At 72.7% G+C, this 12,294-nt stretch carries 9 protein-coding genes; 5 read left to right on the forward strand and 4 right to left on the reverse strand.

The window, feature by feature from the left end:
- The first annotated feature begins 57 nt into the window (after positions 1–57).
- Positions 58–1,365: a phosphotransferase gene (locus H9651_RS03820; RefSeq protein ID WP_191717769.1), complete on the forward strand. Its 1,308-nt coding sequence runs from the start codon at positions 58–60 to the stop codon at positions 1,363–1,365.
- A gap of 9 nt (positions 1,366–1,374) precedes the next feature.
- Here the strand turns inward: H9651_RS03820 and H9651_RS03825 are convergent, their stop codons facing one another.
- Together H9651_RS03825 and H9651_RS03830 are read right to left on the reverse strand one after the other, a co-directional pair.
- Positions 1,375–4,662 carry an ATP-dependent DNA helicase gene (locus H9651_RS03825; RefSeq protein ID WP_191717770.1) on the reverse strand — a complete coding sequence of 1,096 codons (3,288 nt, stop codon included), beginning with the start codon at positions 4,660–4,662 and terminating at the stop codon, positions 1,375–1,377.
- The gene (locus H9651_RS03830; RefSeq protein WP_191717771.1) at positions 4,659–7,805 is read right to left on the reverse strand and encodes an ATP-dependent helicase; all 3,147 of its coding nucleotides are present in this window, start codon (positions 7,803–7,805) and stop codon (positions 4,659–4,661) included. Before H9651_RS03830 ends, H9651_RS03825 begins: the two co-directional genes overlap by 4 nt.
- A 135-nt stretch (positions 7,806–7,940) precedes the next feature.
- Between H9651_RS03830 and H9651_RS03835 the strand changes: the two genes are divergently transcribed.
- Complete coding sequence (locus H9651_RS03835; protein WP_191717772.1) at positions 7,941–8,165, forward strand: DUF3107 domain-containing protein; 225 nt, start codon at positions 7,941–7,943, stop codon at positions 8,163–8,165.
- Positions 8,166–8,169: 4 nt separating this feature from the next.
- Positions 8,170–8,460 (forward strand): hypothetical protein, encoded by a 291-nt coding sequence (locus H9651_RS03840; protein WP_191717773.1) that lies wholly within the window; start codon positions 8,170–8,172, stop codon positions 8,458–8,460.
- Between the two features lie 24 nt (positions 8,461–8,484).
- Here H9651_RS03840 and H9651_RS03845 read toward each other — a convergent pair whose 3' ends face one another.
- Positions 8,485–9,201, reverse strand: a complete 717-nt coding sequence (locus H9651_RS03845) for a ferritin-like fold-containing protein (RefSeq protein WP_191717774.1) — start codon at positions 9,199–9,201, stop codon at positions 8,485–8,487.
- A 153-nt stretch (positions 9,202–9,354) separates the two neighbouring features.
- Here H9651_RS03845 and H9651_RS03850 point away from each other — a divergent pair, with 153 nt between their 5' ends.
- A complete protein-coding gene (locus H9651_RS03850) occupies positions 9,355–10,824 on the forward strand; it encodes a DEAD/DEAH box helicase (RefSeq protein WP_191717775.1) in 1,470 nt (489 codons plus the stop codon).
- Positions 10,825–10,941: 117 nt separating this feature from the next.
- A complete protein-coding gene (locus H9651_RS03855; RefSeq protein ID WP_191717974.1) occupies positions 10,942–11,361 on the forward strand; it encodes an SHOCT domain-containing protein in 420 nt (139 codons plus the stop codon).
- An 18-nt stretch (positions 11,362–11,379) separates the two neighbouring features.
- Here H9651_RS03855 and H9651_RS03860 read toward each other — a convergent pair whose 3' ends face one another.
- On the reverse strand, positions 11,380–12,288 hold the full coding sequence (locus H9651_RS03860) for a carbohydrate kinase family protein (protein ID WP_191717776.1): 909 nt from the start codon (positions 12,286–12,288) through the stop codon (positions 11,380–11,382).
- Between the last annotated feature and the right edge of the window lie 6 nt (positions 12,289–12,294).

Here is a 12,294-nt window from a genome sequence, read left to right on the forward strand (position 1 = left end):
TCTCTTGCGGGCGTGGCGCGGGGGTGATCGGAGCGCGCGCGACCTACCCTTGTGGGCATGGCACGCTCACCTCTCACTCTAGCCGCGTCCGTCACCTCGGCCCTTCCCCGGGTCGCGGTCGTCGGGGTGGGAGAGCTGACCGAGGGGACGGCGGGCCGCTTCGACAGCGCCGTGGCAGACCTCGATGACGGCCGCCGTGTCGTCGTGCGCGTTGCCAACTCCCCCGAGGCCGCCGACGAGCTCGCCGCCCAGGTGCACGTGCTGCGCGCACTGTCCGCCGGGGTTCGCGGTGTGCTGCCCTTCCGCGCCCCCGAGGTGCTCGGCGAGGCCGGCCTCGGGTCTTCACGCGTCGTCGTCTCCGACCTGCTGCCGGGCTACCGCGTCGACGCCGGCCACGTGCCGCCCGGACGCGGGGTCGCCACCTCGCTCGGGGCTGCCATCGCCAACGTGCACGCCCTCCCCGTCTCGGTGGTCCGCGATGCCGGGCTCCCCTCCCGCACACCCGCCCAGGTGCGCGACGAGGCCGAGCGGCTCCTCGACCGTGCCGAAGCCACGGGCCTGCTGCCCTTTTCGCTCCTGCGCCGGTGGAGCACCGCCCTCGCCTCGGAACAGCTGTGGCGGTTCGAGGCGGCCGTCACGCTCGGCGGCGTCGAGCCGACGGCGTTCCTGCTGGAGGACGTCGACGACGTCCCCACCGTGACCGGCCTGCTCGACTGGCACGGTCTGAGCGTCGGCGACCCCGCCGCGGATCTGCGGTGGCTCGCTTCGGCGCCCACCGCCGCGGAGGCGGTGTACGAGGGCTACCTCTCCACCGCCCACCGCGCGCCCGACGCGCGGCTGCGCGACCGCGCCCGCCTCTACGCCGAGCTCGAGTTCGCCAAGTGGCTCGTGCACGGCCACGCCGCGGGCACCGAGAGCGTCGTGGCCGATGCCGTCGCCCTGCTCGAGTCGCTCGCCGAGGGCGTCGGCGAGACGCCGCTGCTGTCATACGACGCCGTCGACGTCGACGACGCACTCGCGCGCGTCGGCCGCATGTCGGATGCCACGGGCGAGATCGTCGACACATCGATGCAGACCGACACCTACGACCCGTCGATGATGTCGATGTTCATGCAGGACACCGCGAACGACGACGCCGATCCCGCCGCAGAGGTCACCCAGCCGATCGAACTGTCGCTTTTCTCCGATGACGAAGCGGCCGATGCGGCGACCGACGCCGCGTCCCCCGCACGGCGCACGACGCCCGAAACGGCTCCGGCCGACACGACCGTGCCCCAGGACCTGCGACAGGCCTCCGCCGCCGATGAGCAGGAGCGCGACGACGCCGCGCGCAATGCGCTGCGTCGCTGGACGACGACCGACTGACGCCGGGCGTCAGCCGCGCAGCACCGTACCGGTGCCGACGTAGACCAGCGCGACGTCGATGCGCTCGAGCGGCACGCCGTGCTTCTCGTGGTACGCCCGGCGGTACAGCTCGAGCTGCACCATGCGCTCCTCCCGCTCCGCGGCGGTGGCGGGCGGGCGACCCGTCTTCCAATCCACGATCTCGATGCGCTCCCCGCGGCGGTAGACGGCGTCGAGCTTGCAGATGATCACGTGCTCGCGCCCGTCGGGACCGGTCATGGTGAAGTCGATCTCGGTCTCCACCGCGATCGGGCGCAGCGGCGCCCACTCGGTCTGGGCGAAGGCGTCCTTCAGAGCGGCCATCGCCTGTGCGTCGTCGGCCGACAGCGGCGCTGTGCCGTCGACGATCTCTTCGTCGGACTCCCACAGCGCATCGTCCATCGACGACCCCGCGCCGACCAGCCCCGACCGGTGCTCCACCCAGGCGTGGAAGAGCGTCCCCAGCCGTGTCTGGCGGTATGGCCGCTCCGGCAGCGGACGGGCGATGGCGGCGACGGTGCCGGCGAAGTCGGCGACGAAGTCCTTGTAGCGCGAGGCCGGGATGCGGGTGGGGGCCGAGCGCACCCGATCCGCCGCGCGCGCGGTGCGCTCGGCCAGCAGCAGCTCCAGCTCGGGGTGCGGCGGCACCGGCTCGGCCTGCTGCGCGGCCGCCACGGTCGCGGCAGCGGCGTGCACGGTGGCGGCGCGGGCACCGAGGGGGTCGATCGGCCACGTGAGCAGCCGCCGCTCCCCCAGGTAGGGATTCTCGTCGGTCTGCGGCGCCGGGGGCGTCACCCCCAGCGCTTCGGCCATCTCGACGAGGAACACGCTGGGCTCCCGGGCACTGCGGGTGCCCGACCAGCTCGACCCGCTCAGCAGCAGGTGGTCGCGGGCACGGGTGACGGCGACGTAGGCGAGACGGCGGTCCTCTTCGAGCTGGCGGGCCCGCTGCGCGGCGATGAAGTCCTCCAGCGCCGTCTTGAGCGCCTGCTGGGTGGGCGCGTCGTCGCGCTCCCACATCAGCTGCGGCAGCCAGGGCGCGTCGCCGCGGAATTGGTAGGGCAGCACGCCGAACGCGAGCCACCCCTTGGTGTCCTTCGCGGCGCTGGGCAGCTCGTCTTTGACCAGGCGCACCACGGCGACGGCATCCCACTCGAGACCCTTGGAACCGTGGATGGTCAGCAGCTGCACCACGTCGTCCTCGGGCGGTTCGGTGCGAGGGGCGAACTCGTCGAGCTTCTCGGCGTGGTCGAGCCATGCCAGCAGGCTCGTGAGCGATCCGGTCTCGTCGGCGGCGAGAAAGCCGTGCAGCTCGTCGACGAACGCGCGCAGCTGCTCGGAGGCGATGCGGGCAGGCCCCCGTGCCTCGTTGGCGGCGAGCTCGACGTCCAGGCGCAGTTCCAGCTCGATGAGTCGCACGAGTTCCGGGATCGGCAGGCGCGCCGCCCGGCGCAGACCCGCGAACACCGCTCCCGCCTCCCGCAGGCGCTCCCGCGCCACCGGGGTGAACTCCGCGAGCCAGCCGTGGTCGGCGGGGTGGCGCAGCACGAAGTCCAGCGCGTCGACGAGCGAGCCCTGGTCCTCCCCCGCCGACCCGCGCATGCGCTCGGCGACCTCGGGCGCGAGGGGCTTGAGGGCGTGGTCGTGGCGCACGATGCGGCGGGCCAGCTGCGCGAGAGCGCGGAGGTCGGCCAGGCCGATGGCCCAGCGCGGTCCCGACAGCAGGCGGATGAGCGCGGAGCCGGCCGTCGGGTCGGCGATGACCCGCAGGGCCGAGACGACGTCGACGACCTCGGGGGTGGACAGCAGCCCACCGAGGCCCAGGATGCGATGCGGGATGCCGCGGCGCGCCAGGGCGTCGCCGAAGCGCACCATGTGCTTCTTGCTGCGGAAGAGGATGGCGCCCGTGGTGGCCTTTCCCGCCGCCGCGCGCTGCTCACGCACCTGCGCGAACCACGCGGACACCCGCTCGGTCTCGGCGTCGAGGTCGTCCTCGAACGCGATGTCGACCTCGCCCGTCGTCGCGCCCGGTCGTGCGAGCAGCGCGTCGACGGGCACCGGCGCGGTCGCCGACAGCGGCGCCAGCACGGCGTTGGCAGCGGTGAGCACGCGCGTGCTGTTGCGCCAGCTGGTGCGCAGGGCGAAGCGACCGCTGACGCCGTCGGGCGCGAAGGCCCGGGCGAAATCGCCGAGGTTTCCGGCGCTCGCGCCGCGCCAGCCGTAGATGGACTGGTGCGGGTCGCCGACGGCCATGACACCGGTGCCACGGAACAGTGTCGCCAGCAGATCGGTCTGCACGACCGAGGTGTCCTGGTACTCGTCCAGCAGCACCACGCGGTACCGGTCGCGCAGCTCCGCCGCCACCGACTCGTGACTGCGCACGACCTCGAGGGCGCCGGCGACCTGGTCGGAGAAGTCGATGACGCCCAGGCGCGTCTTCTCTCGCGCGTACTCCCGCGCGAGGTCGGTGAGCAGCCCGAGGGCCGCCACCTTCTCGGCGGCACGGGCGACGTCGGCGTAGACGACGGTGCGTTTGTTCTCCGACGGCCGCTCCAGCACGTCGGCGAAACGCTCGGGGAAGGCGGCGAGGTCATCGAGCGGCACGAGGTTGTCGACGCTGTCGCGGGCGATGCGCAGCGCCGCGTCGATGAGGGTGCGCACGGCCTCCCCTCGTTCCTCGAGCCGCGGGTCGTCGGAGGAGAGCACGACGCGGCGCATCAGCAGCCACGCGGCCGAGTCGCTGAGCACGGCGGCCTCGCCGTCGCGGCCGATGCGCACGGCGTGCTCGCGCACGATGCTGTCGGCGAAGCTGTTGTAGGTCGCCACGGTGGGCCGATGCAGCAGCGCCTCGTCGTCACCGCCTGCGGGCTCGGCGCCGGTGCGGGCCACCAGCGCCGCGAGCGCGGCGCGACGGGCGGCATCCGTCGTCGTCGTCGCGAACACGTCGAGATGCCCGTCGGCGTGCAGCTCCGCCAGGTGCGGCACGAGACCGCGGCGGTCGAACTCCGCCAGCCGCTGCAGGCGCTTGTGGATGCGTTCGGCCAGCTCGCCGGCGGCCTTGCGGGTGAAGGTGAGGCCCAGCACCTGGTCGCGACGCACCAGCCCGTTGGCGACGAGCCAGACCACGCGTCCCGCCATCGTCTCTGTCTTGCCGCTGCCCGCGCCCGCGACGACGAGACCGGGCTCGAGCGGGGACTCGATGACGGCGGCCTGCTCGGGGGTGGGCGGGAACTGTCCGAGGGCGGCGGCGATGGCGTGCGCCGAGATCAGCGAGGTCATGAGCTCACCGCCCCGATCGTGTGGATGCGGCAGAGGCCGTACGAATGCTCATCGCGGCAGTGCTCCTCGTAGGGGGCGACGAACGCGGTCCCGCGCATGACGTCGACGGCGGCGACGACGCGCTCGACGAATGCCGTGCGCGACTCGTCGTCGAAGGGGACCTGGCGTGGGGTGACGTAGTCCTTGGATGCCGCGGAGGGCCGCAGCACCAGCAGTTTGGCCCCGCCGGGGCGCGCGCCTTCGGGGGCGGGGATCTGGCCCGCCTCGAAAGCGAGCTGGTAGGCGGCCAGCTGCGGGTTGTCGGCCACGGCCTTGTCGGTCTGGGGCTCGCTCTTGCCGGTCTTGAGGTCGACGATCTCCACGGCACCGTCGGGGCGCAGTTCGACACGATCGATGTAGCCGCTGAGCAGCGCACCGTGCTCTCCGGCATCGGGGAGGGCGATGGGCACTTCGAAGTGCGGCTCCGCGCTCAGCAGCCTCACCCCGTCGCGTTCGGCGTGGCGCAGGTACAGGTGCAGGCGCCGCACGAGGTCACGCGCCCGGATGAGCTCGGCCCGGCCGCGCCAGGCGGCGTCGAACTCCAGCTCGCCCCAGCGCTGCGCCACGATCTGCCACAGCCCCTCTTCGTCGAGCCCCGCGCCGTGCTCGAGCGCGGCGTGGATGAGCGTGCCGAGCCCCGCCACCGAGCCGCCGGGATCGCCGCCGAGGTCGCCGATCACCCAGTTGAGCTGGCATTCCTCCAGCGTGTGCAGACGCGACGGCGACACCCGCACGTCCTCACGTGTGAGGTCGCGCAGCGGCGCGGTCGAGGTGGGACCGGCGACCCCGTACCACTGGGCGGGGTCGGCGCCGGCCACACCGGCCTCGGCGAGCAGGGCGAGTTGACCGGGGGCGGCGGCGCGGGCGACCGCCGGGGCACGGGGATCGGTGAGGGCGCGGCGGTGCAGCGCGACGAGCCCGCGCAGCGTGAGCGGGTGCTCGACCTCTCGGGGCGCGGGCTCCGGGTCGGGCAGCAGTTCGAACAGCACGCTGGGCCCGGTGTCGTCGTCGTCGACGGCGGTCACGATGAGCCGCGCCGTGGCTCGCGACACCGCCCGCGCGAACAGCCGCAGCTCGTCGTGCATCGCCTGGCGGCGCCGGTCGAGCACGTCGCCGGTGTGCTCGCCCTCGACGGCGTCGGCCAGCCGCCACGTCTCCAGCAGGCTCCCGCGCAGTCGCGTGTTGGGCCAGACGCCGTCCTGCACGCCCGCGACCACGACGGTGTCGAATTCGAGCCCGAGCGACCCGGCCGGAGTGAGCACCCGCACCGACGCCTCCGGCGGGGGCGCGGTGAGGCGGTCCTCGGCGACGTCACTGTCGAGGATGCCGCGCACGAACGCCAGCGGCGGCGCGCCGTCTTCGCGCTCGACGGCGCGTTTGGCGGCTTGGAACAGCGCGACGACGGCGTCGAGGTCGCGGTTCGCCTGCTCGGCCAACGGACCGTACCCGCGCGCGGCCTCAGCCCACCCCGACTGCAGTCCCGAGCGCTCCCACGCGGTCCAGAGGAGTTCGTGCACCGTGGCGCCGGCGGCATGCTCGACCGACAGCTGCTCGAGGGTGCGGGCCACCCGCACCGCCCGCCGCGCCTCGCGGGTGTCGATGAGGTCCAGCTCCAGCGGCCGCACCATGCCCGACACGAGCAACTCCTGCCCGCCGCGTTCGCCGCCGGTGGCCAGTTCGCTCTGGCGCAGCGTGGTGCGCAGACGCCGCAGCTCCACGGGATCCATGCCGCCGGCGACTCCCAGCAGCACGTCGGTGACGTCGTCGAAGGTCCACTGGTCGCCCGGCCGCGCCGACAGCTCCACGACGCGCAGCAGATCGCGCACCGGCCGCAGCACCCCGAGCGCCCGGCCGGGGCCGCTCGCCCGCGCCGGCACCTCGCGAGCGGCCAGCTCCGCCTCCAGCGCCGCCACCTGCCGGGTGTCGTGCGCGATCACCGCACACCGGTCCCACGGCACGCCGTCGCGCAGATGCCGCTCGCGCAGCAGCCGGGCGATGGCGTCGTACTCCTCCGAGGGCGAGCGCAGTGCGAATGCCCGCACCGTGGCATCCGCCCGCACGGCGTCGTCCGGCTCGGGGCTGCGCAGGCGATGACTCACGATGCCGACGGCGCCGATGCGCTCGGTGACCGTCGCCAGGAGGGCGCGCTGTGCGGGGCTCCCCCGGTGCGCCCCGGTGAGCACGAGCGGCGGCGCGGTGGCAGCCAGTCGGGCGAAGTTGCGCGGCGAGGCGCCGCGGAAGGTGCCGGAGCCCACATCGGGGTCGCCGAACGCCATGACGGCGATGCCGTGGGCCCGGCACGCCTCCAGCAGCTCCACACCGCCGAGGGTGAGTTCCTGCGCGTCGTCGACCAGCACGACCCGCACCGCGGCGAAGGCACCGAGCACCGGCGCACCGGGCGTGCTGGAGCGGAGGATGCCGACGGCCTCGCGCACGAGCCCGGCGGCGTCGCGGTGGGCGCCGCGCATGTCGGCGCGGACGCGTTCGTACTCGGTCGCGAACGATGCCAGCGAAGCCCACGCCGGCAGATCGAGCCGTGCGGCCATCTCTTCGAGACGAGCGGGGGTGATGCCCAGGGTCGTGCACTCGGCGAGGAACGTGCGCACTTCGGCGCGGAACCCCGCGGTACCGCGGATGGGTGCCGGCAGCCAGTCCGGCCAGCGGGAGGGGGCGGATGCCTCGTCTTCGGCGTCGCCGGCGAGCAGTTCCTGCAGGAGCTGGTCCTCGTCGGCGCCGGTGAGCAGCTGCGGCGGCTCGCCCCCGGCGTGCACCTCGGCGGCGCGCACCAGCTGGAAGGCCAGCGACGCCACCGATCGGGCCAGCGGCCCGGATGTCGCCCGCCCGACGGCGAGGGCGAGTCGGTCGCGCAGCTCCGTGGCGGCGGTGCGGCTGGAGGTGAGCACGACGATCGTGTCGGGGTCGACCCCCGCCGCGACCAGGGCGTGCACGCGGGCGATGAGTGTGGCGGTCTTGCCGGTTCCGGGCGCGCCGACCACCACCGCCGATGTTTCGGGCGCGAGGCGCAGCACGCGCTGCTGCGCGGCATCCGGAACGAAGGCGGTGTCCGAGACGGGTTCGGGCACCCGAGTCTGGCTCTGTCGCATCGAGCCCACGGTAGCCGCCCCCGCCGACGTTCGCCGACAGCGAGCGCGGCGTCGCGGACGGCCGGGGAGGGTTCGCGGTGTCGTAGAGTCGTGATGCGCCCGCGGCGACAGCCGGGGCCGGAAAGGCAGTCACCCGTGGAGATCCGCATCGGCATCGTCAACACCGGCCGCGAGCTCGGTTTCGAAACCAACGAGTCCGCCGCCACTGTCAAGACCTCGGTCACGCAGGCACTCGAATCCGGCGCCACCCACGTGTCGTTCACCGACGCCAAGGGCAACTCCTACATCGTGCCCACGGCCGCGCTCGCCTATGTCGAGGTCGGCACCGAAGAGTCGCGCCGCATCGGCTTCGTCGGCTGAGCCGATGCAGATCCTGCTCGCCCTGATCGTGGGCGCCGTGCTCGGCATCGGCGCGCACTTCAGCGTCACCGGTCGCGACACGCGCGGTGCGGTGCTGGCCCCCATGCTCGGCGCCGTCGTGGGCGGCGCCGTGTGGCTGGCCTTCACCTGGGCGGGCCTGGGCATCGACAGCCCGTGGATCTGGGTCGTGTCGTTCGCGGCCCCCGCCGTGGTGGTCTTCCCCGCCCTCATCGCCCTCACCCGCGTGCGACGTGCGCATGACGAGCGGGAGCGGGCGCGCCTGAAGATCGCCTGACGGCGACGCGCGAGCGGCCCGGCGTCAGGCGTCGAGGCCCATCGCCCCCATGCGCCGCGAGTGCGCGGCGAGCAGGCGGGTGAACACCGGCTCGACCTTCTTCTCATCGACTTCGTCCAGCGTCGCCGGTCCCAGGGCCGCGCGGGCGATGAGCAGCGTATCGCCCACCAGCCGCCGCCCCCACAGCGCCAGCAACGAGCGCCACTCCTCGTCGGTGTCGATGGCCGCGACGATCATGTCCACGAGTGCCTGCCGATCATCGGCGGCGCCGAGGATCTCGGCGGCGGTGCGTCCGGTCTCGCCGTAGCTCGAGGCCAGCGCGACGTAGAAGTCGTCGAGCATGCCCGCCGTGATGTGCACCGACAGCACGGTCTCCAACGGGCGGGCGCCATGCGTCGCGCGCCGGAAGGCATCCAACGGCTCCCGGAAGGGGAGCATGATCTCCAGCGCATCGTCGCCCCGCTCGCGGATGAGGGAGACGAGCCCGCGGTGCTTGAGCAATGCCGCGCCGGCCGCCAGCGACAGCGACTCCTTCTGCGTCAGCTCGGGTGTCGAGGCGATGAGCTGACTGAGCGTCTCGAAGTACCCCAGCTGCAGGTACGCCGCCTGCCCGAGGAAAGTGTCGACATCGGGAGCGAGCGCCTCGAAGTCGACCCGATGGGCGTCACCGTGGTCACCGCGCGAGCGCAGCGACAGGGTGCGCGCGGCGGGCCGCTTGCGTTTGAAGAACCACCAGGCCATGAGAGCCCACGATACGCACCCACCGGGCTATTGACGCATCTCCGGTAGGCTGGAAGGGCCCCGGCATCGGATCGGGGCCCCGCGCCTGCGGCTGAGTGTAGGGCGTGGAACACTTACCCCCCGGCGGCTCTCACCGCCAGACAGGCTCGTATCGTGACGACTTTCGCCGAACTCGGCGTCGATCAGGACATCGTCGATGTCCTCGCCAAAAAGGGCATCGTGGATGCCTTCCCGATCCAGGAGCAGACGATCCCGCTGGGCCTTCCCGGCCAGGACATCATCGGTCAGGCCAAGACCGGCACCGGCAAGACCTTCGGCTTCGGCATCCCGGTCGTGCAGCGCCTCGGCCTGAACCCGGAGCCGGGCGTCAAGGCGCTCATCGTCGTCCCCACCCGTGAACTGTGCGTGCAGGTCTACGAAGACATGGACATGCTCACGTCGGGTCGGGCGACCAGCGTCGTGGCGATCTACGGCGGCAAGGCCTATGAGGGCCAGATCGACCAGCTGAAGGCCGGCGCGCAGATCGTCGTGGGCACCCCGGGGCGTCTGATCGACCTCAACAACCAGCGTCTGCTCGACCTGTCGCACGCGACCGAGGTGGTGCTCGACGAGGCCGACAAGATGCTCGATCTCGGATTCCTCCCCGACATCGAGAAGATCTTCTCCAAGGTTCCGGCGGTGCGGCACACGCAGCTGTTCTCGGCGACCATGCCCGGTCCCATCGTCGCAATGGCGCGCCGGTTCATGTCCAACCCGATCCACATCCGCGCGACCGACCCCGATGAGGGGCTCACGCAGGCCAACATCAAGCACGTCGTCTACCGGGCGCATTCGCTCGACAAGGACGAGATCATCGCGCGCATCCTGCAGTCCGAGGGGCGCGGCAAGACGGTGATCTTCACGCGCACCAAGCGCGCCGCCCAGAAGCTGTCGGACGAGCTCAGCGACCGCGGCTTCAACACCGCCTCGGTGCACGGCGACATGAGCCAGGAGGCGCGTGAGCGCTCGATGGCCTCGTTCAAGGCGGGCAAGAAGGACGTCCTGATCGCCACCGACGTCGCCGCGCGCGGCATCGACGTCGACGATGTCACCCACGTGATCAACCACACGATCCCCGACGACGAGAAGACCTACCTGCACCGCGCGGGCCGCACCGGCCGCGCCGGCAAGACCGGCATCGCGGTGACCTTCGTCGACTGGGACGACCTGCACAAGTGGGCACTCATCAACCGCGCGCTCGAGTTCGGTCAGCCCGAGCCCGTGGAGACCTACTCCTCCAGCCCCCACCTGTTCACCGACCTCGACATCCCCGCCGGCACCAAGGGCCGCATCGTCACGGCTCCCCGCACGCAGACGGTCAAGACGCAGCCCGCCGCAGCCGAGGGCGAAGAGGGCTCCCGCCGTCCGCGTCGTCGCCGGCGCACGGGCGAGGGCACGGCGTCCGGCAATGCCGCCACCGGCGCGACCGTGACGGCCGAGCAGCCTGCCGGCGAGTCGCCGCGCGCTGCCGACGGCGGCGGCACCCACGACGGCGGCGGCAAGGAGCACCACGACGGCAAGTCGGCTCCGCGTCGGCGTCGGCGTCGCCGTGGCTCCGGCTCGGGCGCACCCGCGGCATCCTGAGCGTCAGGGCGCGTCCCGCGCCCGCGGGACGGGTCCCTTTCCGACGGGAGCACTGCGTCGCTATGGTGAGCGCAGACGACGCGGTTGCGTCGCTCCCCTAAGGAAAGGGACGTGCACATGCGACTCATCGACGCCGCCGTGGAGTATCAGGGTTTCTGGGGGTCCTTCTGGGACCTGATCTGGTGGTTCCTCTGGGCTTTCGTGTTCTTCGCCTACTTGATGGCGCTGTTCTCGATCATCGGAGACCTCTTCCGTGACCACACGCTCAGCGGCTGGTGGAAGGCGGTGTGGATCTTCTTCCTCATCTTCTTCCCGATCATCACGGCGCTCATCTACCTGATCGCCCGCGGCGGCGGCATGGCCGAGCGCAGCGCGCAGGCGGCCCGGCAGTTCCGCGAGCAGCAGGATGCCTACATCAAGACGGTCGCCGCCGGCGCGAGCCCGACCGAGGAGATCGCCAAGGCCAAGCAGCTGCTCGATGACGGCACCATCACGCAGGCGGAGTACGAGGCACTCAAGGCCAAGGCACTCGCCTGACCCCGGCACCGTGTCGCGTCACGAGGACGCCAGCTCCGCCACCCACGGCGGGTCGGCTCCGGGACGCGACACGGTGACGGCGGCCGCCGCGGCGCTGTGCGCCAGCAGGGCGGCCAGATCGGCGGGGGTCCAGCCCGCGATGCGCGCGCGCACCTCCGCCGCCGTCGGCGCGTGGAGACCTGCGATGAGGGCTGCCATGAAGGTGTCCCCCGCCCCCACCGTGTCGACCACCGTCACCGGTTGCGCCGCGACCTCGACCAGGCCTGCCGCGTGCACCGCGAACGACCCGTCGCCGCCCTCGGTGACCACGACCAGCGAGGGTCCTGCGGCGAGCCACTCGCGCGCGATGTCGCGGTGGTCGCGCCCCGGGTGCAGCCAATCGAGATCCTCACCGCTGACCTTCACGACATCGGCGAGAGCCACCAGGCGTGCCACCCGCGCCCGCGCGTCATCGGCGTCGGTCACGAGCGAGGGCCGCACATTGGGATCGAATGTGACCACCGCATCCGCCCGCACCGCACGCAGGGCGGCTTCGACCGCGTCGGCCCCGGGGCGCAGAATGCTCGCGATCGAGCCGGTGTGGACGACGGGCGCCGCGGGGGCCTCCCACGGCGCCGGGTCCCAGGCGATGTCGAAGTCGTAGGTCGCGGCGCCGTCCGCATCGAGGTGGGCGACCGCGGTGGACGTGCGGGGCGGCCGGCCGGCGACGTGCACGGCGACCCCCGACCGTTCCAGCCACGCCGTGACGTCACGACCGTGGGCATCATCGGCGAGCTGCGTCACGAGCACCGGCCGCAGCCCGCGGCGCCCGAGCGCGAGAGCGACGTTGGCGGGGCTGCCGCCGGGGCTGGCGCGGGTGCCATCGGGCGCGTGGACGATGTCCATAAGCGCCTCACCGATGACGGTGACGTCGGATGCATCGGACATGCGGTG

It is taken from the genome of Microbacterium pullorum, from assembly GCF_014836535.1.
Taxonomy (GTDB): Bacteria; Actinomycetota; Actinomycetes; order Actinomycetales; family Microbacteriaceae; genus Microbacterium; species Microbacterium pullorum.

Excerpts from the sequence above, each read along its gene's own strand:
- H9651_RS03840 (WP_191717773.1), top strand. The coding sequence starts at position 8,170 with ATGCAGATCCTGCTCGCCCTGATCGTGGGCGCCGTGCTCGGCATCGGC.
- H9651_RS03860 (WP_191717776.1), bottom strand. The coding sequence starts at position 12,288 with ATGTCCGATGCATCCGACGTCACCGTCATCGGTGAGGCGCTTATGGAC.
- H9651_RS03830 (WP_191717771.1), bottom strand. The coding sequence starts at position 7,805 with ATGCGACAGAGCCAGACTCGGGTGCCCGAACCCGTCTCGGACACCGCC.
- H9651_RS03845 (WP_191717774.1), bottom strand. The coding sequence starts at position 9,201 with ATGGCCTGGTGGTTCTTCAAACGCAAGCGGCCCGCCGCGCGCACCCTG.
- H9651_RS03820 (WP_191717769.1), top strand. The coding sequence starts at position 58 with ATGGCACGCTCACCTCTCACTCTAGCCGCGTCCGTCACCTCGGCCCTT.
- H9651_RS03825 (WP_191717770.1), bottom strand. The coding sequence starts at position 4,662 with ATGACCTCGCTGATCTCGGCGCACGCCATCGCCGCCGCCCTCGGACAG.
- H9651_RS03855 (WP_191717974.1), top strand. The coding sequence starts at position 10,942 with ATGCGACTCATCGACGCCGCCGTGGAGTATCAGGGTTTCTGGGGGTCC.